Here is a 23,298-nt window from a genome sequence, read left to right on the forward strand (position 1 = left end):
TTAGTATCCGGCGGCACGCCTACCTGCCGGCTTGCCGAAGGGCCCGCAGAGGAGACCCATGCCCTCGATGACGACTCCGTCGGACGACACCTCCGCAGGACGCTTCGAGTTCTGGCGGGACGTGGTCGGCCAGAGTTTCGTGCCGCTGGAAGCGCTGCCGCGCGAGGTTCCCGACTTCCGCGCCTCCCTGCACACCGCCCAGCTCGGCGCGGTGCAGGTGTCCGTCGTGGCCGCGGATCCGCACGGCGTCGCCCACACGCGGAGGCACATCGCCTCCGACCCGGCCGATTTCGTCAAGGTGAGTCTTCAGCTGGCCGGCCAGTGCATGCTGACCCAGGCGGACCGCCAGGCCCTGCTCAAGCCGGGCGAGCTGGCCATCTACGACACCCGGCACCCGTACACGCTCGACTTCGACCAGCGGTACCGCACACTCGTGCTGATGTTCCCGCGGGTCATGCTCCGGCTGCCCGAGCGCGACCTGACCCGCGTGATCGCCACCACCGTGTCGTGCAGTGACGGACTGGGGCCCGTCGTACACCCGTTCCTGCGCGGACTGGCCGGGCAGGTCCGGCAACTGGACGCTCTCGGCACGCAGCGGCTCGCGGACAGCGTGGTCGACCTGGTCGGCGCGATGCTCTCGGAGCGGTGCGCCGTGCAGGTGGCGCAGCAGGACGACGGGCGGGAGCTGCTGGCCCGGCGGATCCTCACGTACATGGAACAGCGGCTCTCCGACCCGGGGCTCGGCCCCGACCGGATCGCGGCCGCCCATCACATCTCGCGGCGCTTCCTCTACAAGCTGCTGGCCGAGCGGGGATACACGGTCTCGGGCTGGCTCCGGGAGCGTCGCCTCGCCGAGTGCCTGCGCGATCTCGCGGACCCCGCGCTCGCCCATATGCCCGTCGCCACCGTCGGGAGCCGCTGGGGCTTTCCGGACCCCGCCCACTTCAGCCACGCCTTCCGGAGCGCCTACGGCATGAGCCCGTCGGAGGCACGCGGGGCCGGGCGCACGGCGCTGGGCGCCTGAGCGCTCCGCTGAATATGCGGGTTGTTCACCGCGGGCCGGTGGGGGCTGGTCGCGCAGTTCCCCGCGCCCCTTGCGGGGCGCTGTAGCGCAGCGGACTTCACCGATCCCGCTCAGCGAGCGCTCAGTGGCGGTCACGCGGTTTGGCTGCCCTGTAGCTGCCCTTTCGCTGCCTGTCGTAGCACGTCCCGAACACGGCGGATCCGCCGATCGTGCCCGCGCCCGCAAGGGCCGGTGCACCATCACGCAAGCCGGAGTGGGCCGCCGAGGTGCACCCTCCGGTCGTGAGAGAGAGCCGCACACGCCTCACGGGCCCGCCTCGCGGGCGCCGGTGAGCGGCTTACGCAGGAACGTCCACAGACACGGGAACGGGCTGACGTCCCGACCACCCCCAGGGCCGAAGCGCGTCACCGCGCCGATCGACAGCCCCGTTGCCGTCTCTTCTCCCCACGGCTCCCCCTTCCTGCCTCTCCGGCTCCCGCTCGTCCGACGAATGAGGCATTCATGCTGAGAAAGCGATCCGCCGCGCCCCCTCCGCTCGGTGGCGCCGGCCCCGACGCCCGCCGCTACGAGAACAAGCTGCTCGTCATCCTTTTCCTGGGCTTCGGCCTCGTCTTCTTCGACCGGCAGGCACTTCTCTTCCTCGTCCCCTTCATCAGCGAGGACATCCCCCTCTCGAACACCGCCCTGGGCGCGCTCTCCGGAGTCCTCGCCCTGACCTGGGCCCTGTCCGGAATGATCTCGGGACGCCTGTCCGACCGGCTCGGCCGCCGTAAGCCCGTGGTCATCATCGCGGTGGTGCTCTTCTCCAGCCTGTCGGCGTCGAGCGGTCTGGTCACCGGATTCGCCGCGCTGTTGGCAGTCAGGGCGCTGATGGGGCTGGCGGAAGGTGCCGTTCTGCCGGCGTCGCAATCCCTGATGGTGGAGGCGTCACAGGAGCACCGGCGCGGGCTGAACATGGGCCTGCTGCAGGGGTCCTCGGCCGGGTTGCTGGGCGGCATCCTCTGCCCGCTCGCGGTGGTGTGGATCGCCACGCAGTACACCTGGCGACTGGCGTTCGTCATCACCATCGTCCCCGGCCTGCTGCTCGCCCTGTGGATCTGGCGGTCGGTACGGGAGGAACCGCCGGGTGGCCGTGTGATGACGGAGCCCGCGGCGGAATCCGTGGATGCCGCGGCCAAGCCGAGCATCGGCAGCATCCTCCGGCAGCGCAACATCATCCTCTGCGTGCTGATCGCCTGCGCGTACATGACCTGGTTCTTCGTCATCATCACGTTCGCGCCTGTCTACATGACCTCGGTCAAGGGCTTCTCACCCGCGACGATGAGCGGCGTCGTGACCTGTCTCGGGGTGGCGTGGGTCGTGTGGGGCTTCGTCACACCGGCGATCTCGGACCGGTTCGGCCGCAAGAACACACTGATCGTCTTCACGGTGATGGCCGCGCTCTGCCCCCTGGCCGTGGTGTATGTGAGCAGTCCTCTGGCGCTCGGCGCAGTGGTTCTGCTCACGTATACGGGTCTCGGCTGCTTCACCCTGTTCATGGCGACCATCCCCGCGGAGACCGTCCCCCGTGGCGCGCTGGCGACCGCCCTGGGCCTGGTCATGGGCATCGGGGAACTCGCCGGCGGGTTCCTCGCTCCGGTGATCGCCGGGTGGGCCTCCGACAACTGGGGGCTTCAGACGGCCATGTACATCTCGGCGGCGGGTGCCGTGTTGGTCGTCCTGCTCGCGCTCGGGCTGAAGGAGACGGCTCCCGCCGTCCTGCGCAGGAAGAACGCGGCGGCGGTCGGCGCCGGCGCCACGGAGCGAGTCCCGAGCGCACCCGCCGTGTCCTGACTCCGCCCCCCCCTTTCTGCGACTCCCGCGACGGGCCGGGACCACCTCGGTGGTCCCGGCCCGTCGCGTGCTGCCTCGGCGCAGCCGCTCGCCCGCGCGGCCGGGCCCGGTCACCCACGGCGGCTGCCAGGTCGCCCATAGGCCCGCAGCGGGCAGCGTGCGCCCGGCCACCGGGCCCGTCCGTCCGCCCGTGCACAGCCGTTCGTGCCCGCCTCCGCAACAGCCCGTGCACGACGGCACAAGCCGGCGGCCCGTCCGTCTGTGACCCTCCCGTCATGCGAGCAACACACACCGTTTACGACCACATCGTGGTGGGCGCCGGGTCCGCGGGCTGTGCGCTCGCGCGCAGACTCGTGGACGCCGGCCGGACCGTCCTGCTGATCGAGATGGGCGACCGGGACGACAACCCGGCCATCCACGACCCCGGGCGCCTGTGGGAGCTGTGGAACTCCCCGCAGGACCACGCGTACACCACCGAACCCCAGCGGCACGCCTCCGGCACCCAGGTGTTCTGGCCGCGCGGCAAGGTCCTCGGCGGCTCCAGCGCCCTCAACGGCATGATCTACGTCCGCGGTAACCGGGCCGACTACGACAGCTGGGCCTACCAGGGAGCGGCGGGCTGGTCGTACGACGAGGTGCTGCCGTACTTCAAACGCTCGGAGGACTTCGAGGACGGCGCGTCGTACTACCACGGGGCCGGCGGCCCGCTGCCCGTCAGCCGGAACCACTCCCCCAACCCGGTGACCACCGCCTTCATCGAGGCATGCCAGGACTACGGGATCGCGTACAACGACGACTGCAACGGCCAGGACCAGCTCGGCGTCAACCTGATTCACCGCAACATCCGCGACGGCAGGCGCGTCAGCGCGTGGACCGCCTTCATGGAGCCGGTGCTCGACAGCGCGCAGCTGACGGTGATGACCGGCGCGGCGGTCACGCGCGTCCTGGTGGCCGACGGCCGGGCGCGGGGCGTCGAGCTGCTGCGCGAAGGCCGTACGACGGAGGTCCGCTGCGAAGGGGACGTGATCCTGTCCGGCGGCGCCATCGGATCGGCACAGCTGCTCCTGCTCAGCGGTGTCGGGCCGGCGGACGAGCTGCGGGCCCTCGGGATCGAGTCGACCGCGGACCTGCCGGGAGTGGGCGCGAACCTGCACGACCACACCCTCGCTCCGGTGGTGTGGGAGTCGGCACGTCCGGTGCCGCAGGGTACGGCCAACAACCTGGAGGCCCACTACTTCGCCAAGTCCGACCCGGCGCTGGCCGTGCCGGACCTGCAGCCGCTGATGTCCCACCTGCCCCTGCCGGTGCCCGACATGGACGTTCCGGAAGAGGGCCACGGCTTCTCGGTCCTCGCGGGGACGATCCGTCCGCTCAGCCGTGGCCGTCTGTGGCTGCGCTCGGCCGACCCCACCCAGGCTCCCGCCCTGGACCCCGCTTACTTCTCCGAGCCGTCGGACCTCGCGGCCATGGTGCGGGCCGTGCGGCAGGTGCGGGAGATCGGCGAGGAGAAGTCGCTGGGCGACTGGCGGGCCCGCGAGGTCGCACCCGGACCGTATGTGCGTACGGACGCGGAGATCGCCGCGTACATCAAGCGGACCCTCCTCAGCTATCACCACCAGGTGGGCACCTGCCGTATGGGCATCGACCGTATGGCGGTCGTCGATCCTCAGCTGCGCGTACACGGCGTGGCCGGCCTGCGCGTCGCGGACGCCTCCGTCATGCCCTCCGTCACCTCCGGCAACACCCACGCACCTGCCGTCATGATCGGCGAGCGCTGCGCCGACCTCATCCTGGGAGCACAGCTGTGACCAACACCCTTTTCATCGGTGGCGAGTGGCAAGCCGCGGCCTCCGGAGCGGAGTTCGAGACCCTGGACCCGGCGACGGGGCAGCCCCACGCCCAGGTGTCCCTGGCGGGGGCCGCGGAAGCCGACGCGGCCGTACGGGCCGCCCGCGCCGCCCTCGAGAACCCGGATTGGGCGGGACTCACCCCGGCCCGGCGCGCCCGGATCCTGTGGCGCATAGGCGACCTCATCGAGGAACACGCCGAGGAACTGGCCGAGTTGGAGACCCGCGACCAGGGCCAGCCGCTCGGCATCTCCATGGCGGTCAGCGTCGCCGCGGCTGCCGAGCACTTCCGCTACTACGCCGGCTGGGTCACCAAGATCTACGGCGAGACGGCGCCGCTGTCCTTCCCCGGCGTGCTGCAGTACACCAAGCGCGAGCCGGTGGGAGTGTGCGCGCTGATCACCCCGTGGAACTTCCCGCTCATGATCGCGAGTTGGAAGATCGCACCGGCCCTCGCCTGCGGGAACACCGTGATCGTCAAACCCGCGGAACAGACCCCGATGACCACGGTGCGGCTCGTCGAGTTGTGCCGTACGGCCGGTGTGCCGGACGGCGCCATCAACCTGCTGACCGGTGGTCCCGAGGCCGGCCGGGCCCTCGTCGAGCACCCCGGCGTGGACAAGGTCTCCTTCACCGGTTCGACCGAGACCGGCAGGGACATCGTCCGGGCCTCCGCGGGCAACCTCAAGCGTGTCACGCTCGAACTCGGCGGGAAGGCACCGAGCCTCGTGCTGCCCGGCGCCGACCTGGACGCGGCCGTGGCGGGCTGTCTTCAGGGCGCGCTCCTCAACAGCGGCCAGGTGTGCGCGGCCTACACCCGGTTCCTCGTCCACCGCTCCCTCGCCGACGAGTTCGCCGAGCGCTGTGCCAAGGCCGTCAGCGGGATGCGACTCGGCGCGGGCAACGCGCCCGACACCGAGCTCGGTCCCCTGGTCACGAGCGAACACCGTGCCCACGTCCACGCACTGGTGCGCAGCGGGGTCCAGGAAGGCGCCCAGCTGCTCGCCGGCGGGGCCCCCGTCGACGACCTGCCGGGCTTCTTCTACCAGCCGACCGTGTTCACGGGTGTACGGGACGACATGCGCATCGCCCGCGAGGAGATCTTCGGCCCGGTGCTGTCCGTCCTGCCGTACGACGACGAGGACGAGGCCGTCGCCCGCGCCAACGACACCGAGTACGGCCTGGCGGCGGCCGTATGGACCCGCGACGTGGGCGCGGCGCACCGCGTGGCCGGCTCCATCCGGGCGGGCACGGTATTCATCAACATGCCCAACCCCGTGGACGCCTCCGCCCCCTGGGGCGGGTTCAAGGCCAGCGGCTGGGGCCGGGAGATGGGCAGCGGAGCCATCGACGCGTACACGGAGGTCAAGAGCGTGTGGACCTCGCTCGCCTGAGGTGCCCGCCCGTCGCGGACAGGCGGCCCCGAGGGTTCGGACCGCACGATCCTGAGGATGATGCGCGGCCTGTCCGCCTGTCCGTCCGGGCGCCTGAAGAAGCCCGCAGAGATCCTGATCGCCGTCCGCGCGGCCGGCGTCAACCCGACCGACTGGTGGAACCGCGCCCAGCCCATGACCGCCAACGGCCTGCCCCTCATCCTGGGCTGGGACGTCTCCGGAGTCGTCGAGACCGTCGGCACCGGCGTCACCCTGTTCAAGCCGAGCGACGAGGTCTTCGGCATGCTGCCCTACCGTTCCTGTGGACGGAGCGGGAGTGAGTCCGCTCAGCCGCGCGCCCCGAACGGTCCTGGGCGAGCTGGTCCCCGGCGTACTCGACCCCGGGGCGGCGACACACATCCTGTGCGTGGTCCGAGCCCGGGAGGCCAGTTCCCTGCGCGACCTGGCCAATTGGGTACGGCCAGAGGCGACGGGGAGGCCCTGAACCATCACACCGGTGAAACAGGGGCCCCACACGCTGACGCCGTACCCCGCGTCCCAGATCGCACAGCCACGCTAACCCGAACGGCCCAGGACGCCGCAAGCCCGGAAACCGACCATCACACGATCGAGCTAACTCGACCTCATACGCACTCCTTGGCAAGCAGCTCATACCCCCACGGGGTCGGCTCCCACGCCGAGTACGTGACCGGCCGGGCCCGCGCCTTCGTCCACAAGCCCGCCGGCATCGACCACCTCCAGGCCGGCGCGCTCCCGCTCGCGGCCCTGACCGCCTACCAGGCACTCGTCGACACCGCCGACGTCCAGCCCGGGCAGCGCGTCCTCATCCACGCGGCCGCGAGCGGCGTCGGCCATCTCGCCGTCCAGATCGCCAAGTCCCGCGGCGCGTACGTCATCGGCACCGCCAGTGCCGCCAAGCACGACTTCCTGCGTTCGATCGGAGTGGACGAGGCCATCGACTACCACACGGTCGACTTCACCGAGGCCCGTCGAGGACATCGACGTGCTCCTCGACCCGATCTCGTTGGACGCCGCCGCCCGCGCCCGCTCCCTCACGGTGCTGCGCCCGGGCGGAACCCTCGTCTCGATCCTTCCGGTACCCATCGACGCCGACGAGCTGGCGGACATCGCCGAGCGGGGCATCCGCTACGAGGCCCTCCTCGTCGAGGCCGACCGCGCCGGCATGCAGGCCATCGCCGACCTCGTCGAGACCGGCGCCCTGCGCGCTCACATCGAGGCCACGTTCCCGCTCGCCGAGGCCGCAAAGGCCCACGCCCTGGGTGAGACCGGCCGTACCACTGGCAAGATCGTGCTGACCGTGGAAGGGACGGGGAAGGCATAGCGGAGGCTCGACCGGCTGATATGGCGGGGCATCCCGATTCCCCGCCGCACCACCTCCCACCACACCTGTAGGAACCCGTAGAACCTCGCCGCCTCGCGGGATCGCGGAGAGGCCGTCGGCGTGGTGAGCAGCATCGGGTGGGATCCGCGGCCGGTGTGGCGCGCGCACGGCCTCGATCCGTACGTCGGCGAGTACGTGCTGTCGTACGAGCACGGCGGCCGGAAGACGGACCCCAGGCTGTTCTCCCTCGCCTGCGAGGCGCTCGGTGTCGACGCGCGGAACACCCTGATGGTCGGTGACGACCGGCGGGCCGACGGCGGTGCCGCGGCTCTGGGGTGCGGGGTGCACTTCGTCGACCAGCTGCCCGCCGCCGAACGGCCGGACGGGCTGCGACCGGTGCTGGATGTGGTGGACTGAACTGCCGTCAGCCGCTGCCCGACGAGTCGGACCGGGTGCTCGAGTCGCGTTCGCCGATCGGCTGTTCGTCACCGCTGGACGTCCGTCCCGGACCGTCCCCCGTGCGGCCCGGGACGAACAACGGCCGGGAGGGAGCACGTAAGGTCGCCGCCCGGAAGCGCTGAGTATAGTTGGCCGACTGCCGCCCGACGCGGGAGTTACAGGATGTCCTCGCGCGGTGCCCCGGTCAATGAAGAGCTCGCGAGTGGTCCGTCCCGCCGGACCCCGAAGGGCCCGGCGGGACGGGTGACAGGGATCTGCCGCGGCGCTTCTACCAGTCGAAGTAGTCCGGCTGGGTCTGCACGTTGAGCTCGCGCAGGTGGACCCACTTGGCCGGATCCGTCCGCCGGTCGTTGATCTTCAGGACGTCGAAGCCCTTCACCAGGTCGTTCGAGTAGATGTAGCCGTTGTAGTAGTACGCCGACCACGAGCCGCCGCCGACGAGGGTGTCGGTGGAGATCGGACCGCGCTCGAAGTAGGCGATCTCCTTGGGCTTCGAGGAGTTGGTGAAGTCCCAGACGGAGACACCGCCCTGGTACCAGGCCTGGACCATGATGTCCTTGCCCTTGACCGGGATCAGCGAGCCGTTGTGGGCGACGCAGTTCTCGGTGTCCGCCTGGTAGCGGGGGATCTTGTAGTAGCTCTTGAAGACGAGCTTGCGCTGGTCGCCCTTGCCGACGATGTCGTAGATGCCGTCGGCGCCGCGGTCCGGCCCGATCGCCGCGTTGCAGGTGGCCGCGCCGCCGCCGCCCAACTCGTCGGTGAAGACGACCTTGTTCGCCTTCTGGTTGAAGGTCGCCGAGTGCCAGAACGCGAAGTTCACGTTGTCCTGGACCTGGTCGATGACCTTCGGCTTCTCCGGGTCCTTGATGGAGAACAGGATGCCGTCGCCCATGCACGCGCCGGCGGCCAGGTCCTTCGACGGCAGCACCGTGATGTCGTGGCAGCCGGTGGTCTTGGAGACGCCGGGGTTCGTGGGCGATCCCGGGTTGCCGCCGCCGTCCGCGCCCTCACCGGGGAACAGGACCGGGAAGCCCACCACGGCCGCCTTCTCCGGGGACTTGCGCGGCACCTTGATGATCGAGATGCCGTCGTGCGGCGGCTGGCAGTCGGGGAACGCGGCGTTCGGCGAGTACGAGGAGACGTAGACGTAGATGTTCCTGCGCTCGGGCACCAGCGTGTGGGTGTGCGAGCCACAGGGCGTCTCCACGGCGGCGACGTACTTCGGGTGTGCCTTGTCGCTGATGTCGAAGATCTTGACGCCCTCCCACGACGACTTCTCGGTCGCGGGCTGCGTGGTGCTGTTGCAGGAGTTGTCGCTGCGCGAGGAGTCGGTGGACAGGAAGAGCAGGTCGCCGGAGACGGAGATGTCGTTCTGCGAGCCCGGGCAGAGGACCTGGGCGACGGTCTTCGGGGCCTTCGGGTTGCTGATGTCGAAGACACGGAAGCCGTCGTAGTTGCCGGCGTAGGCGTACTTGCCCTGGAAGGCGAGGTCCGAGTTGGTGCCCGGCAGCGCCTCCTTCGGGATGTTGGTCAGGTGCTGGATGTTGGCGGAGTGGACGATCTCGTCCTGGCCGGGTATCTCGCCGGCGGCTATCGCCTCCCGCGCCTCGGCGGCATCACTCTTGGAGACCTTCTCCCGCACGGTGGGCGAGTCCCCGGGGTCGGGGGTCGCGGCCGCCGGTCCGGCGGTGAGCAACGCGGCCAGCAGGCCGGCCGCAGTCGCGGCGACCCCCAGACGTCTGCGCCGCGTCCGAAGGTTGTTCAACAGGGTCACTGTGTCCTCCCTTGTAGCCGTTCGCGGTTGAACGGTTCAGGCACCACCGAAGTATCGTCTTCATCATGCACAGATCAACAGACGGCAATGTACTTGTAACGAACAAATTTGATCACCAGCTCGCGAAAGCGTGTTAGGAACGTTCGTCAACACTCACGAGGTGTACGCCCGTTGCTGTGTCCCAGGAGGTCACTGTGCTCGTTCGCCGCACATCCCGCGCGCCGCTGGTCACGGCCTCGCTGACGGCCGCTCTGCTGGCACTCGCGGGCTGCGACTCGGGGTCGGACGCCGGCCCCGACGGCGGCTCCGCCAAGTCGAGCGGCCCCGCGGTGATCGCCCCCGGAAAACCCGGTGAGGCGGCTCAAACCCTCTCGCCGGAAGAAGTCGAGAAGCAGCGCGCCGAGGACGACTCGCCGAATTCCGCGGACTTCGACTACGCGCGCATGATGATCGCGCACCACACCCAGGCCCTGGAGATGACCGAACTCGCCCCCGACCAGGCGAAGTCGACCCAGGTGAAGCGGATCGCCGAGCGCATCTCGGCCGCCCAGAAGCCCGAGATCGAGGCCATGGAGGGCTGGCTGAAGGTCAACGGCGGTGACGGGCGGGCCACTTCGCACGACCACGAGACGATGCCCGGCATGGCGACCGAGGCCCAGCTGACGGAACTCGGCACGCTCGACGGGGAGAAGTTCGACCAGCTCTTCCTGAAGCTGATGATCACCCATCACGAGGGGGCGGTCACCATGGCCACGGACGTGAAGGCGCAGGGCAACAACATCCTGATCGAGGAAATGGCCGACGACGTGATCGCCCAGCAGACGACGGAGATCAGCCGGATGCGCGACCTGACGAAGTGACCGCGGGGCCGCTCCCGGTCCAAGGGCTCAGCGCCGGGCGTGACGGGGGCCGAGCAGGCCCTCGTCGCGCGCCCCGGCGATCAGCCGGAGCGACTTGCGGCGGCTGTGCCCGGTCGCGCACATCACCGCGAGGACCGGGTCGTAGCCGGACCGCTGCGCCGCGAGGTACTCCTCGGCGACCATCCGCCGCCCCTCCACACCGCGCGGCCACGCGGGCCTGGCCCGGCGCCCGGGCCCGTACGAGTCGTCCTGCGGCTCCTCGTCGAGGGGCTCCGCCGCGGTACCGCACGCCTCGAACAGCGGGCCCTCGATCCAGTCGGCGAGCTCGGTCAGGTCCTCCAGGGACAGCGGCGGCTGGGCGTGTACGTCCTCCAGGGACAGCCGGCCCTCGCAGACGACGACGAGCACCTCGACCACGGCGCCGTCCGGGAAGGACAGCCGGGCGTTGAACCAGGCCGTGGCGCCGCCGTGCTCCTGCACTTCCCACGCGGGCCGCACGGTCACCGCGCCGTCCTGCCAGTGGCGATCAGAGAGATTGAGAAAGGATGCTTCCAGCACATACGCAACGTAAGCGCATGATCACATTCTCTGCGTACAGCCACGCATACCGGGGGCGCACGGCACCCCGACGGCGCAGCACCCTCCTCTCTCGCCTCCGCGCCCCTCCCCCGGTGGGCCCGGTGGTGGGATCCTGGAGGCATCAGCGATCTCCTCGGGTAAGGAGTTCCGCGTGCTGCGTGTCGCCGTCGTCGGTTCGGGGCCGAGCGGGTGCTACACCGCCCAGAGCCTCGTCCAGCAGGATCCCCAGGTGCGCGTCGACGTGCTGGACCGGCTGCCGTGCCCGTACGGCCTGGTGCGCTACGGGGTGGCGCCGGACCACGAGAAGATCAAGTCGCTGCAGAACAATCTGCGCACCGTGCTGGAGCACGAGCGGGTGCGGTTCCTCGGCGGCGTCCGGGTGGGTCCGGACGGGGTGCCGGCGGCCCGGCTGCGGGAGCTGTACCACGCGGTCGTGTACTGCGTGGGCGCCGCCGGGGACCGACGGCTCGGCATCCCGGGCGAGGAGCTGCGCGGCAGCTGGTCGGCGACCGAGTTCGTCTCCTGGTACAGCGCGCACCCCGATGCCAGGGCCGACGGCTTCGTCCTCGGGGCGCGATCCGCCGTGGTCATCGGTGTCGGCAACGTCGCGGTGGACGTCACCCGTATGCTCGCGCGCGGCGCGACCGAGCTGAGCCCCACCGACATGCCCGAGGCCGCCCTCGCCTCCCTCGCCGCCAGCGAGGTCACCCGTGTGCACATGGTGGGCCGCCGCGGCCCCTCGCAGGCCCGCTTCACCACCAAGGAGCTGCGCGAGCTGAGCACCCTCCCGGACACCCAGGTGACGGTCAACCCCGCCGAGCTGGAACTCGACCCGGCCTACGCCGACCCGTCGTCACTCCCCGCCGCCCAGCGCCGCAACGTCGAGGTCCTGCGCGGCTGGGCCACCGCGCCCGCCCCGGGCGGCCGCCACCGCATCCGGCTGCGCTTCTTCCTCCGCCCCGTCGAACTCCTCGCCGACGGCGACCGCGTCTGCGGCGTACGCCTGGAGCGCACGGAACCCGACGGCCACGGCGGCCTGACGGGCACCGGCCGGTACGAGGAGATCGAGGCCCAGCTGGTCCTCCGCTCGGTCGGCTACCGGGGCGTCCCCGTCGACGGCCTGCCCTTCGACCCGGCCCACGGCACGGTCCCGCACACCGCCGGACGCGTCCTGCGAGAGGGCGTGCCGTCCCCGGGCGAGTACGTGGCCGGGTGGATCAAACGAGGCCCCACCGGAGTGATCGGCACCAACCGCCCCTGCGCCAAGGAGACGGCGACGTCACTGCTGGAGGACGCCCCGGCGCTCGCGTCCGGCAGCGTGCCGGACGATCCGCTGGCGGCACTGAGGGCAGAGGGCTGCCGGCCGGTCGAGTGGCCGGGCTGGCAGGCGATCGAACGGGCGGAGGCGGAGCTGGGCGCCTCCCTGGGCAGAGGTGTGGTGAAACTCCCCGACTGGGAGTCCCTGATGACCGCCGCCCACCGGGGCACCCCTTGAGGGACGCGGCGAACCGCGCGATCGGCCCCCACCGGCCCGCACTCTGAGCACACACAGGCAACACCCCAGAAATCAACAAACTGTTCAAGTCCCCTATCGTCTCGCCCATGGCATCCACCACCCACCCCGTCGACGAAGTACCCCCCACCCGCCACCTCGTCGCCTTCGGCCTCCAACACGTCCTCGCCATGTACGCGGGCGCGGTGGCCGTCCCCCTGATAGTCGGCGGCGCGATGCGGCTCCCGCCCGCCGACCTCGCCTACCTGATCACCGCGGACCTCCTCGTCTGCGGCATCGCGACGCTGATCCAGTGCGTCGGCGTGTGGCGCTTCGGCGTACGGCTCCCGATCATGCAGGGCTGTACCTTCGCGGCCGTCTCCCCCATGGTGCTGATCGGGACGGAGGGCGGCGGGCTCCCCGCGATCTACGGCTCGGTGATCGTGGCCGGTCTGGCGATCATGCTGCTGGCACCGGTGTTCGGAAAGCTCCTCCGCTTCTTCCCGCCGCTCGTCACCGGCACCGTCATCCTCGTCATCGGCCTGTCCCTCCTGCCGGTGGCCGGGAACTGGGCGGCCGGCGGCGTCGGCGCGGAGGACTTCGGTGAGCCGAAGAACCTGGCGCTCGCCGCGTTCGTGCTGCTCGTCGTGCTGGGCGTGCAGCGGTTCGCCCCGGCGTTCCTCAGCCGGATCGCCGTGCTGATCGGCATCGTCGTGGGGCTCGCGGTCGCGGTGCCGCTGGGCTTCACGGACTTCGGCGGGGTGAAGGACGCCGACTGGCTGGGCATCAGCACGCCGTTCCACTTCGGGGCGCCCACGTTCCACGTCTCCGCGATCCTGTCCATGCTGGTGGTGGCCCTGGTGACCATGACCGAGACCACCGGTGACCTGATCGCGGTCGGTGAGATGACCGGGCGCGAGGTGAAACCCCGTTCCCTCGCCGACGGACTCCGGGCCGACGGTTTCTCCACGGTTCTCGGCGGCGTCTTCAACACCTTCCCGTACACGGCGTACGCGCAGAACGTGGGCCTGGTCGGCATGACCCGGGTGCGCAGCCGCTGGGTCGTCGCGGCGGCGGGCGGGATGCTCGTGCTGCTCGGTCTGCTGCCGAAGCTCGGCGCCGTGGTCGCGGCGATCCCGGCGCCGGTGCTGGGCGGCGCCGGACTCGTGATGTTCGGTACGGTCGCCGCGAGCGGCCTGCGCACGCTCACCCGGGTCGAGTTCAGAGGCAACGACAACCTGACGATCGTGGCCGTCTCGGTGGCCGTGGGGCTGCTGCCCGTCGGGGTGCCCACGGTCTACGCGAAGTTCCCGGACTGGTTCCAGACGGTGATGAACAGCGGCATCAGCGCGGGCTGCCTGACGGCGATCGCGCTGAACCTGCTCTTCAACCACCTTCCGGCCAGGTCCGGTTCAGGTAACGCCGAGGCGGGCGACCCCTCGGGCGGCGGCGCCCACGGGGGCGTCCACAAGCCCCGGGAAGAGGCCGTCTAGGTCGAACGTCTAGGTCGTCCCGGCGCAGGCCCTTGATCTTGGCCGTGCCGTGGTAGACCTGCCGGATCACCCCGCTCTCGCGCAGCACCCGGAAGTGGTGGGTGGCCGTGGACTTCGTGACCGGCAGGTCGAAGTACGAACACGAGAACTCGTCGCCGTCGGCGGCGAGTGCGGGATCCTGCTCGCCGAACTCAACGCGGACTCCCGGCTGGACCGGTCCCGTTGCGTGGTCGACTCCTCCCACGCCAGAGCCCCAAAAGGGAGCAGCACACGGGCCCCTCGCCGGTCGACCGGGGCCGGGCCGGCTCGAAGCACCACCTGATCACCGACGGCCACGGCACCCCGTCTCACCGCCTACTGCGCACGACCGCAATGCACTCCGCTTGCCCGATCATTGACATTGTCATATCGTGGCAATAAGTGATCTTGCACGCCTCACAAAGCCGCCTCACACCGTGGAGTCGCGGCCAAGAGGATCCTCAATCTCCTACGTGCATACGTGCATACGCGCCGATCAGGGGGAAGCTCGCAGCGGGATTCCCTCCCTTGCCCGCAGGCACAGTTATCACATTTCGGCAATATCTCCTCTCTGGTCGGGGATTCCGGCCAATTCACGGTCCTCGATCCGAATATGCGGAAGCTCGGCTTCGAAGGTGACGACGCCAACGGCATCCCCGGCAAGGCCAGTTGGGACAAGCCGCAGGTCCCCAACGTCTCGAGGATGGGTCCTGCGGCACGACCGTATCTACATCCACCGCGTGGATCCGATGACGGTTGACGACATCTCGACTGGTGACGTGAGAATTCCTGATCCTGAGTACCACTGGCGACACAAAGTTGTGGAACTGAAAGGACGGCGTCATGTCTGAGAAGAACTTCGACGACGAGGACGTGAAGGCGGCTCTCGAGAAGACAGACGCCGGCGATGGACCCGGCATCGACAATCTCGATGACCTTCCGGAGAGCGACTTCGTCGCCTTCGCCGAGGACGGCGTCGAGAACGACGCGGTGCCCCCCGCCATCGCTTACGACCGTCCCGTCACGAACCTCATCGACGAGCTGAGCGCGACGGGCCACGTCACCCACGAGTCCTACAGGAAGACGTCGGTCACCCTGCACCACAACGCCGGCCGGCTTTCGCACCAGGGTGTGCTCGAGGTCTGGACGACGCGTCCGGCTTCGGCCCACTTCGACGTGGACGCCGCCGGTGCCGTCGCTCAGTACGTCAAGGTGAACGAGTACGCCTGGGCAGTCGGCAACATGGCCGGCAACCAGAGCTCGATCAGCATCGAAATGGCGAACGCGACGCTCGCGCCCGGCTGGACGGTCGCCGAAGTCACCTGGAAGAGCGCCGCACGTCTCGCTGGCTGGCACTTCGCCAAGGTGATCGGCGAACGCCCCAGCAAGAGCAACCTCTTCTACCACCATCACTGGTCCGCGACCGTCTGCGCCGGCCCGCACATGGACACGATCTACGACAACGTCCTCGCGGCGGCTCAGGAGGCGTACGACCACTTCAAGGAATCACACCCCGTCCCCGGGCCGGACGATGCCAACGGCATCCCTGGCAAGGCCAGTTGGGACAAGCTGCAGGTCCCCAACGTCTGACCGTCCTCGCTGATGGCTTAGCTCACCACGGCTCGTACGAGAACCGGGTCCGCTACGCGTTCGAGGTCGTCGACGCCGTGCGGGAGGTGTGGCCGGCGGACAAGCCGCTGTTCTTCCGTGTCTCCGCCACCGAGTGGCTGGAGAAGGGCGGTGGACGGCCGACGACACGGTCCGCCTCGCCGCCGAACTCAAGACCCACGGGGTGGATCTCCTGGACGTCTCCACGGGCGGCGACGCCTCCGGGGTCCGTATCCCCGTCGGTGCCGACTACCAGGTGCCCGTCGCCGCGGTCGGTCTGATCACGGAAGCCGAGCAGGCCGAGCAGGCCGAGCAGGCCGAGAGGATCCTCGCCAACGGCGAGACCGACGCGGTCCTGCTCGGCCGTGAGCTGCTGCGCACCCCTTCGTGGGCCCGGCAGACCGCCCGTGAACTCGGGGGCGAGGCGCACGTGCCCGAAGCAGTACCACCGGTCGGTCCAGCCGGGGCTCGGACCACCGGCCGAGCCGGTCAGCTCCGTCGGAGCAGGCGGGCCGGAACCGCTTCGGCCAGGGTCCGGTAGCCCTCCGGGTTGAGGTGCAGCCAGTCGCCGTCGTGGAGGTCGGGGAGGAGTCGGCTCGGATCGCCCGGGTCGCGGACCGCGCGGTCGAAGTCGAGGACCGCGTCGAAACGGCCGCTGGTGCGGATCCAGGTGTTGACGGCCTGCCGTGCCGCCTCGCGGTGTCCGGCTGTGTCGTCGTACGGGGTGTTGCCGCCGAAGGGCAGCAGGGTCGCGCCGTACACGCGGATGCCCTGGGCGTGGGCGCGGACGATGATCTGCTCGTAGGCGGCGATGAGGTCGGCGGTGACGCGCTGCTGGGCGGCGGGAGTGGCTTCGGCGGTGCCGAGGTCGTTGACTCCCTCGAAGACGATCAGCTGTTCGACGGCGCTGTGGGCCAGGATGTCGCGGTCCAGGCGGGCGAGGGCGTTGGGACCGAGTCCGTCGTTGAGGACGCGGTTGCCGCCGGCCGCCTGGTTCACCACGGCGATGTGCCGGGTGCCGGGCTGCCGCTGGAGGCGGTCGAAGAGCTGGTCGGGCCAGCGGTTGTTGCCGTTGGTGGTGGAGCCCCGGCCGTCGGTGAGCGAGTCGCCGAGGACGGCGACGGCGGTGGTGGCGGGCCGGGACAGCACCTCGACATCGCTGAGCAGGTACCAGTGGTTGGTCGGGGTCGCCCCCGGGAGGTCCGCGTCCTCGGTGTGGTCGCCGTGCCGGAGGTACGAGGTGGTGCGGGACCCGGGGTGCGAGGTGAGGGCGAGGGAGGCCTGTCCCGCGGCCAGGTACGCCGTCACCGTCAGGTTGGTGCCCGGCCTCAGCGTGAAGTCCAGCGGGTCGGACACGACCTGGGCGCCGACCGGAACGGTCGTGGCCTCCCTGCCGCTGAAGGTCACCGTCCGGGAGGTGCCGGGTTCGATCGCCCCCACCCCCGCCCGCCCGCCCAGCGGGAGCGCCACCGTCACGGCGGTCAACGGCAGGGCGCTGCCGCCGAAGGCGTTGGAGAAGCGCAGCCGGACGCGGTCGCCGCCGGTGGTGACGCGTACGGTCTGCCGCAGAGTCGTGTCGACCAGCACGGCGCGCTCCCCGGTGAACGGCGCCGGTGGCATGTTGGCCGGCTCGGTGAGCTGTGGCATCGCGGACCAGGTGTTCACCCAGTGCCGGGCGGACGTCGCCGCGTCGCCGGTGCCGGCCCCGTCCGTCCGCTGCGGGCTCCTGACCAGGGCGACCACGGCGGCCGACGCCACGACGAGGGCCAGGGCGAGGACACAGGTGGCGATCACGGTCGCGAGCGGCGCCCCGCTCGACGGCCTGGCGGGCTGGGGGCTGCGGAGCGCGTGCAAGGGCGGTGCCTTTCTCCGGAGGTCGGGCGAGCGGGGCCGATCACCGACGCCGTCCGGGCGCGCGCCTGCTCGGCGCCCGGACGGACGGACGGACGGTCGGACACGTCAAGCGGGCGTACAGGCCGTGCCGTTGAGGGTGTACGCCGAGGGTGCGGCGCTGTTGCCCGTGTGGTTGGCCTGGTAGCCGATGCTGACGCTCGCGCCGGGTGCGATCGCGGCGTTGTACGTGGCGTTGGTCGCGGTCACGGTGCCACTGACCGGGCTGTACGTAGCGCCCCAGCCGTTGGTGACGGTCTGTCCGGAGGGCAGGGTGAAGCCCAGTTTCCAACCGTTGACCGCCGTCGTACCGGTGTTGGTGATGGTCACCGAGGCGGTCAGGCCGGTGCTCCAGGCGTTGGTGGTGACGGTCACCTTGCAGGGGCCGGCCGGGGGTTGGGGCGCGGGGCCGGAGCCGTTGAGGCCGAAGAAGGTGAGGACGCGCTCGGCCATGCCCCAGGCGTAGAGGTTGTGGCCGGTGCCCTGGAGGCTGATGGCCTCGACGGGGGCGCGGTCACCGGTGCCGCCGTAGCGGGTGCGGGTCCAGCCGGACTGGGGCGAGTCGGTGGCGGCCGGTGTCTGGCCGACACCGTGCACGTCGGTCCACTGCTTGATCTCCTCGCCGAAGTTCGGGTAGCGCAGCACGTCGTCCGCGGTGCCGTGCCACAGCTGCATGCGCGGGCGGGGTCCCGTGTACCCGGGGTAGGCGCCGCGGACCAGGTCGCCCCAGGCCTGCGGGGTGCGGGTGACGGTGCCGTTCGCGCAGTCGCTGTTCCACTCGGAGCCGTTGGTGGTGGCGAAGCAGGCGAAGGGCACGCCCGCGAAGGCGGCACCGGCGGCGAACACGTCCGGGTAGTCGCCGAGGAGGACGTTGGTCATCATCGCGCCGGAGGAGATGCCGGTGGCGAAGACGCGGTCGGTGTCGGCGCCGTAGGTGCGGACGGTCCAGTCGACCATGGACTTGATGCCCACGGGGTCGCTGCCGCCGCCACGGGTCAGCGCCTGCGGGGAGGCGACGTCGAAACACTTGCTGCTGCGGGTGACCGACGGGTACACGACGATGAACCCGTACCGGTCGGCCAGTGAGGCGTACTCGGTGCCGTTGTACATCGCCGGACCCGAGCCGGTGCAGTAGTGCACGGCCACCACGATCGCCGGGTTCGCGGTGACGCTGTCCGGTACGTACAGGTACATCTGCAGGTTGCTGGGGTTCGTGCCGAAGCCGGTGATCTCGGTGAGCGCCGCACGGGGAGCGGCCTCGGTCTTCGCGGCCGCCGCGGCGGCCGTGGGCGCGGTCAGGAGCGTGGTGGCCGCGAGCAAGGGCACCAGCGCTCCCAGCAGCGCGACGAGCACCGAGCGCAGCGGTCCACGCGTGCGGTCGTGGGGGGTGAGGGTCACGTCGTCGTGCCTTCCTGTGACGCGTTCGGCGGAAGGGAGAAGTCGGTTCAGGTCAGCAGGAGCAGCATCGTGACATGGACATGGTTGCCATGGAAGCGCTCCCACGCGTCGAAAGAATTCGCTCCCGCCGAGCCGCCGCGCCCCCTCGGCCCGCCCGGCGGGCGCGGCCCACCTCCCCCACCAGGCCCGACCCAATGTCTTTTGCGCAAAGCGTTGACTAGAAAGCGCTTGCCCCCTACGTTCCGTTCAGCAGTGTGAACCGGCTACGGCCGACCCGCCTCAGGGACCCCGCACTCCGGAGTCCGACACCCCCTGAGAAACCGCTCCACCTGCTCCATCGAGGTCCACGCCGCATTGCGTCCGCTCGCGCGCGTCGATCAGCACGATGAACAACGTTCATGTACATGGCCCGTCAGCTCTCCCTGAAGGGACGCACCCGCATGCGTACCGTCCCCCCACGTACACAGGCGCAAAGATCAGCTCTGGTGGCCGCCGCGGCCGCCCTGGCGACAGCCGCCGTCCTCGTCCTGCCGCACTCCGCGGGTGCGGCGGAGACCTCCCCCATCGGCTACGGCGCCGGGACCACCGGCGGCGGCAGCGCCACCCCTGTCACGGTCTCGACGCTCGCCGCCTTCCAGAGCGCCGTCACCGGCAACGCGGCCAAGGTCGTCCGCGTGAGCGGCCTGATCCCGTTGAGCGGTCAGGTCGACCTCGGCTCCAACACCACGGTGCTGGGCGTGGGTTCGTCGTCCGGGTTCACCGGCGGCGGCCTGCGGATCAAGGAGGAGACCAACGTCGTCGTGCGCAACCTGACCATCAGCAAGCCGGTCGCGCCTGCCGACGGGATCACCGTCCAGGAGTCCACGAAGGTGTGGATCGACCACAACTCGTTCTCGGCGGACCGCACGCACGACAAGGACCACTACGACGGTCTGCTGGACATCAACCACGGCTCGGACAACGTGACGGTGTCCTGGAACACCTTCAAGGAGCACTTCAAGGGCTCACTGGTCGGCCACAGCGACAACAACGCCTCCGAGGACACCGGTCATCTGAAGGTGACGTACCACCACAACCACTTCAGCAACGTCTACTCGCGCATCCCCAGCCTGCGCTTCGGCACCGGGCACTTCTACAACAACTACGTGGACGGCGCCGAGACCGCCTGCCACTCGCGCATGGGCGCGCAGATGCTCGTGGAGAACAACGTCTTCCGCAACACGGGAGTCGCGGTGACCACGAACCGCAGCAGTGACGTGGACGGCTACGCCAATCTGCGCGGCAACGACCTCGGTGGGGCCGCCACCGAGATCTCCCGGGTGGGGACCTTCACCACCCCGCCCTATGGCTACACCGCCGAGCCCGCCTCCTCCGTCGTCGCCTCGGTGACGTCGGGCGCGGGCGCCGGAAAGCTCTGACACCCCCCATCCGCCCGGACAACAGAAGGAATCGGGACATGACTTCTGCAACACGTCCGCGTGCCCGCACGCGCGCGCTGACCGGCACGTTCGCCGCGTTCAGCCTCTCGTTTGGCATGATCATGACTAGCGGGGCCACTCCGGCCAACGCCGCCACCTGGCCGACACCCAGCAGCAGCCAGCCGGTGTCCTCCACCATCTCGGTGTCGGGCACGAGGGACGGCGGCATGGTCCGCTACTACGGCAGCGGCGCCCTGGCCGGCGACGGCCAGGAGGAGGGCCAGGACCCGATCTTCAAGCTCGCGGCCGGCGCGACGCTGAAGAACGTCATCATCGGCGCGCCCGGCGCCGACGGCATCCACTGCGAGGGCAACTGCACCTTGCAGAACGTGTGGTGGGAGGACGTCGGCGAGGACGCGGCGACCTTCCGCGGCGGCTCCACCTACACGGTGACCGGCGGCGGCGCCAAGAAGGCGGCGGACAAGGTCTTCCAGCACAACGGGCCCGGCACCGTGAACATCTCCAACTTCGCGGTCAGCGAGTTCAAGACGCTGTACCGCTCGTGCGGCGACTGCTCCACGCAGTACACCCGCAAGGTGAACCTCAGCAACATCGAGGTGACCGGGACGGGTTCGACCGCGCGGCTCGTCGGCATCAACGTCAACCGCGGCGACGTGGCGACCCTGCGGGGCATCACGATCCTCAACGACAGCAGCCGCAAGGTCGTCCCGTGCCAGAAGTACAACAACACCACCGCGGTCGGTACGGGCCCCGACAGCACCAACTGCCTGTACTCCACCTCGGACATCACCTACAGGTGAGACCGCTCGTCACTCACCGGTGAGTCCGCTCGCGACGGCCGGACGGAGCCTCCCCCCACGGGCCTCGTCCGGCCGTCGGCCGTTGCGCGCGGGGCGCTCACCGTCACGTTCACGCCCCGCCCGTCCTCACCAGATCTTGCGCTCCCAGAGCGGGGCGATCCGCTCCCACTCCTCGTCCCACCGGTCCATCCGCCGCCGCTCCATACGGCCGCGCACGAGCCGGCCGCCCACGAAGGGCACGGCGCCCACGAACAGGCCCGCGAGGGCGCCGACGAGCACGGCGCGCAGCCGCGCCTGGGACTCGCCGGCGGGCTTGGTGACCAGGAGACCCTCGGCATCCGTCCAGACGGTGACCGGGGCGCCCATCAGGGTGGCGGGATCGACCCGGGCCTGGCCCTCGTGGGCGGAGCCGTCCGGCGCCGTCCAGCGGACCTTCGCCCACACCTTCTCCGTGCCCGTACCGCTCGGGCCGGACGGCTCCGGCGCGTCCTCGGTGAGGACGGCGCCGACCGGGCGCCACTCGGCGCGCTGCCGGGCGAGGCCCGACTCCACGGAGTCGGCGGCCATCAGGCCCGTGACCACCCCGCCGAGCAGCGTCAGCGCCCAGGCGATCAGCACGACCCAGGACTCCAGCCGATCGCTGCGCCTTCTGAGCGGGTTGCGCCGCCACCGCCACAACCACACCTTCGGACCACGGAATGCCACCATCGGGGGCACCCTCCCTCACACGCGCAGGACTGCCGGACCGCTCTCCCATACGGCGGCGGTCCCCCCGATGCTCATGCGATGTGGGTCACCCTGCCGTCACCCTGCCCGTTCCCAGCGGGCCCCCGCCCCGCACGTCACACCCGTCCACGCCCGCTGACCTGCGGCGCAGGCGTGCCGAAGGGTGACTGTCAGTGGCGGGGTGCAGACTGGCCGGTGACTGGGACGACGATGTCCGGGAGGTGGCCGAGATGGCTGACGTAATGCTCACCGTGGGCACACGCAAGGGGCTGTTCATCGGGCGGCGCCGCAAAGGCGCCTGGGAGTTCGACGAAAGCCCGTACTTCAACGCGCAGGCCGTCTACGCGATCGCCATCGACACCCGTACGGACACCCCCCGGCTGCTCGTCGGCGGCGACAGCGCCCACTGGGGCCCCTCCGTCTTCCACTCCGACGACCTCGGCCGCACCTGGACCGAACCCGCCCGGCCCGCCGTCAAGTTCCCCAAGAACACCGGCGCCTCGCTGGAGCGGGTGTGGCAGCTGCACCCCTCGGCCGCCGAGCCGGACGTGGTGTACGCGGGCACGGAACCGGCCGCGCTGTACCGCTCCGAGGACCGCGGGGAGACCTTCGAGCTGGTACGGCCGCTGTGGGAGCACCCGACCCGCGACAGGTGGGTGCCGGGTGGCGGCGGCGAGGGGCTGCACACCATCCTCACCGACCGGCGCGACCGGCGGGCGATGACCGTGGCCGTCTCCACCGCCGGGGTGTTCCGCACCGAGGACGGCGGAGACAGCTGGTCGCCGTCCAACTCCGGTGTCTCCGCAGTGTTCCTGCCGGACCCGAACCCGGAGTTCGGCCAGTGCGTGCACAAGGTGGCCCGGGACGCGGCGACCCCCGACCGGCTGTACCTGCAGAACCACTGGGGTGTGTACCGCAGCGACGACGCGGGCGCGCACTGGGAGGACATCGGCGAGGGCCTGCCCTCCACGTTCGGGTTCGCCGCGGTCGCCCACCCGCACCGCGGGGACACCGCCTATGTGTTCCCGATCAACGCCGACGCCGACCGCGTCCCGGCCGACCACCGCTGCCGGGTCTTCCGCACGGCGGACGCGGGCAAGAGCTGGGAGCCGTTGTCGGCGGGGCTGCCGGTGGAGAACCACTACGGCACGGTGCTGCGCGACGCGATGTGCACGGACGACGCGGACCCGGCCGGCGTGTACTTCGGCAACCGCAACGGCGAGGTGTACGCGTCGGCCGACGACGGCGACAGCTGGCGGCAGCTGCTGTCGCACCTGCCGGACGTGCTGTGCGTGCGCGCGACGGTCGTCGGCTGAGTGGCC

16 protein-coding genes and 6 pseudogenes are annotated in these 23,298 nt (G+C 70.4%); 16 read left to right on the forward strand and 6 right to left on the reverse strand.

The annotated features are described in order from the left end of the window. The first annotated feature begins 58 nt into the window (after positions 1–58). From OG202_RS05590 to OG202_RS05620, 7 genes and pseudogenes are all read left to right on the forward strand, one after another. Positions 59–1,024 carry a helix-turn-helix domain-containing protein gene (locus OG202_RS05590; RefSeq protein WP_326584872.1) on the forward strand — a complete coding sequence of 322 codons (966 nt, stop codon included), beginning with the start codon at positions 59–61 and terminating at the stop codon, positions 1,022–1,024. Positions 1,025–1,525: 501 nt separating this feature from the next. Beyond that, positions 1,526–2,857: an MFS transporter gene (locus OG202_RS05595; protein ID WP_327731115.1), complete on the forward strand. Its 1,332-nt coding sequence runs from the start codon at positions 1,526–1,528 to the stop codon at positions 2,855–2,857. Positions 2,858–3,132: 275 nt separating this feature from the next. Then, positions 3,133–4,665 (forward strand): GMC family oxidoreductase, encoded by a 1,533-nt coding sequence (locus tag OG202_RS05600; protein WP_328222383.1) that lies wholly within the window; start codon positions 3,133–3,135, stop codon positions 4,663–4,665. After that, positions 4,662–6,098, forward strand: coding sequence for an aldehyde dehydrogenase family protein (locus tag OG202_RS05605; RefSeq protein ID WP_327731114.1), 1,437 nt, complete (start codon positions 4,662–4,664; stop codon positions 6,096–6,098). The genes OG202_RS05600 and OG202_RS05605 overlap by 4 nt, the downstream gene beginning before the upstream one ends. 153 nt (positions 6,099–6,251) lie before the next feature. Next, positions 6,252–6,389, forward strand: a pseudogene (locus OG202_RS05610) (alcohol dehydrogenase catalytic domain-containing protein); the annotation flags it as partial. A 357-nt stretch (positions 6,390–6,746) separates the two neighbouring features. Then, a pseudogene (locus OG202_RS05615) lies at positions 6,747–7,440 on the forward strand (NADP-dependent oxidoreductase); the annotation flags it as partial. An 84-nt stretch (positions 7,441–7,524) separates the two neighbouring features. Next, a pseudogene (locus OG202_RS05620) lies at positions 7,525–7,857 on the forward strand (HAD-IA family hydrolase); the annotation flags it as partial. A 310-nt stretch (positions 7,858–8,167) separates the two neighbouring features. Here OG202_RS05620 and OG202_RS05625 read toward each other — a convergent pair. Continuing rightward, on the reverse strand, positions 8,168–9,673 hold the full coding sequence (locus OG202_RS05625) for an LVIVD repeat-containing protein (protein WP_327731113.1): 1,506 nt from the start codon (positions 9,671–9,673) through the stop codon (positions 8,168–8,170). Positions 9,674–9,867: 194 nt separating this feature from the next. Between OG202_RS05625 and OG202_RS05630 the strand changes: the two genes are divergently transcribed. Further along, positions 9,868–10,533 (forward strand): DUF305 domain-containing protein, encoded by a 666-nt coding sequence (locus OG202_RS05630; RefSeq protein WP_327731112.1) that lies wholly within the window; start codon positions 9,868–9,870, stop codon positions 10,531–10,533. A 27-nt stretch (positions 10,534–10,560) separates the two neighbouring features. On the opposite strand, the gene OG202_RS05635 is transcribed toward OG202_RS05630, so the two are convergent. After that, entirely contained in the window at positions 10,561–11,091 is a 531-nt protein-coding gene (locus OG202_RS05635) for a DUF6214 family protein (RefSeq protein WP_405892599.1), read from the reverse strand. Positions 11,092–11,263: 172 nt separating this feature from the next. Here OG202_RS05635 and OG202_RS05640 point away from each other — a divergent pair, with 172 nt between their 5' ends. Continuing rightward, entirely contained in the window at positions 11,264–12,607 is a 1,344-nt protein-coding gene (locus OG202_RS05640; RefSeq protein ID WP_327731111.1) for an FAD-dependent oxidoreductase, read from the forward strand. Between the two features lie 107 nt (positions 12,608–12,714). Beyond that, positions 12,715–14,097, forward strand: coding sequence for a nucleobase:cation symporter-2 family protein (locus tag OG202_RS05645; protein WP_328222386.1), 1,383 nt, complete (start codon positions 12,715–12,717; stop codon positions 14,095–14,097). Here OG202_RS05645 and OG202_RS05650 read toward each other — a convergent pair. Further along, positions 14,017–14,341 (reverse strand): annotated as a pseudogene (locus OG202_RS05650) (helix-turn-helix domain-containing protein). The gene OG202_RS05645 and the pseudogene OG202_RS05650 overlap by 81 nt on opposite strands. On the opposite strand from OG202_RS05650, the pseudogene OG202_RS05655 reads away from it, so the two are divergent. From OG202_RS05655 to OG202_RS05665, 3 genes and pseudogenes are all read left to right on the forward strand, one after another. Next, positions 14,273–14,442: pseudogene (locus OG202_RS05655) on the forward strand (IS5/IS1182 family transposase); the annotation flags it as partial. The pseudogenes OG202_RS05650 and OG202_RS05655 sit on opposite strands and share 69 nt — an antisense overlap. Positions 14,443–14,958: 516 nt before the next feature. Beyond that, entirely contained in the window at positions 14,959–15,705 is a 747-nt protein-coding gene (locus OG202_RS05660; protein ID WP_326584862.1) for a peptidoglycan recognition protein family protein, read from the forward strand. Between the two features lie 20 nt (positions 15,706–15,725). Next, a pseudogene (locus OG202_RS05665) lies at positions 15,726–16,181 on the forward strand (oxidoreductase); the annotation flags it as partial. A 31-nt stretch (positions 16,182–16,212) separates the two neighbouring features. On the opposite strand, the gene OG202_RS05670 reads toward OG202_RS05665, so the two are convergent. Further along, the gene (locus tag OG202_RS05670; RefSeq protein WP_327732341.1) at positions 16,213–17,517 is read right to left on the reverse strand and encodes an SGNH/GDSL hydrolase family protein; all 1,305 of its coding nucleotides are present in this window, start codon (positions 17,515–17,517) and stop codon (positions 16,213–16,215) included. A gap of 165 nt (positions 17,518–17,682) precedes the next feature. After that, positions 17,683–19,011 carry an extracellular catalytic domain type 1 short-chain-length polyhydroxyalkanoate depolymerase gene (locus tag OG202_RS05675; protein ID WP_326584860.1) on the reverse strand — a complete coding sequence of 443 codons (1,329 nt, stop codon included), beginning with the start codon at positions 19,009–19,011 and terminating at the stop codon, positions 17,683–17,685. 440 nt (positions 19,012–19,451) lie between these two features. On the opposite strand from OG202_RS05675, the gene OG202_RS05680 reads away from it, so the two are divergent. Then, positions 19,452–20,429, forward strand: coding sequence for a pectate lyase family protein (locus OG202_RS05680; protein ID WP_327731109.1), 978 nt, complete (start codon positions 19,452–19,454; stop codon positions 20,427–20,429). 38 nt (positions 20,430–20,467) lie between these two features. Beyond that, positions 20,468–21,250, forward strand: coding sequence for a pectate lyase (locus tag OG202_RS05685; RefSeq protein ID WP_326584858.1), 783 nt, complete (start codon positions 20,468–20,470; stop codon positions 21,248–21,250). Positions 21,251–21,376: 126 nt separating this feature from the next. Here OG202_RS05685 and OG202_RS05690 read toward each other — a convergent pair whose 3' ends face one another. Then, complete coding sequence (locus tag OG202_RS05690) at positions 21,377–21,958, reverse strand: Rv1733c family protein (protein ID WP_326584857.1); 582 nt, start codon at positions 21,956–21,958, stop codon at positions 21,377–21,379. Between the two features lie 248 nt (positions 21,959–22,206). Between OG202_RS05690 and OG202_RS05695 the strand changes: the two genes are divergently transcribed. Beyond that, complete coding sequence (locus OG202_RS05695; RefSeq protein ID WP_328222388.1) at positions 22,207–23,292, forward strand: WD40/YVTN/BNR-like repeat-containing protein; 1,086 nt, start codon at positions 22,207–22,209, stop codon at positions 23,290–23,292. Positions 23,293–23,298: the final 6 nt, after the last annotated feature.

It is taken from the genome of Streptomyces sp. NBC_00310, from assembly GCF_036208085.1.
Taxonomy (GTDB): domain Bacteria; phylum Actinomycetota; class Actinomycetes; order Streptomycetales; family Streptomycetaceae; genus Streptomyces.

Bases quoted from the DNA above. Each gene is read 5' to 3' on its own strand.
- OG202_RS05680 (WP_327731109.1), top strand. From the start codon at position 19,452: ATGCGTACCGTCCCCCCACGTACACAGGCGCAAAGATCAGCTCTGGTG.
- OG202_RS05695 (WP_328222388.1), top strand. From the start codon at position 22,207: ATGGCTGACGTAATGCTCACCGTGGGCACACGCAAGGGGCTGTTCATC.
- OG202_RS05595 (WP_327731115.1), top strand. From the start codon at position 1,526: ATGCTGAGAAAGCGATCCGCCGCGCCCCCTCCGCTCGGTGGCGCCGGC.
- OG202_RS05600 (WP_328222383.1), top strand. From the start codon at position 3,133: ATGCGAGCAACACACACCGTTTACGACCACATCGTGGTGGGCGCCGGG.
- OG202_RS05660 (WP_326584862.1), top strand. From the start codon at position 14,959: ATGTCTGAGAAGAACTTCGACGACGAGGACGTGAAGGCGGCTCTCGAG.
- OG202_RS05645 (WP_328222386.1), top strand. From the start codon at position 12,715: ATGGCATCCACCACCCACCCCGTCGACGAAGTACCCCCCACCCGCCAC.
- OG202_RS05685 (WP_326584858.1), top strand. From the start codon at position 20,468: ATGACTTCTGCAACACGTCCGCGTGCCCGCACGCGCGCGCTGACCGGC.
- OG202_RS05590 (WP_326584872.1), top strand. From the start codon at position 59: ATGCCCTCGATGACGACTCCGTCGGACGACACCTCCGCAGGACGCTTC.
- OG202_RS05690 (WP_326584857.1), bottom strand. From the start codon at position 21,958: ATGGTGGCATTCCGTGGTCCGAAGGTGTGGTTGTGGCGGTGGCGGCGC.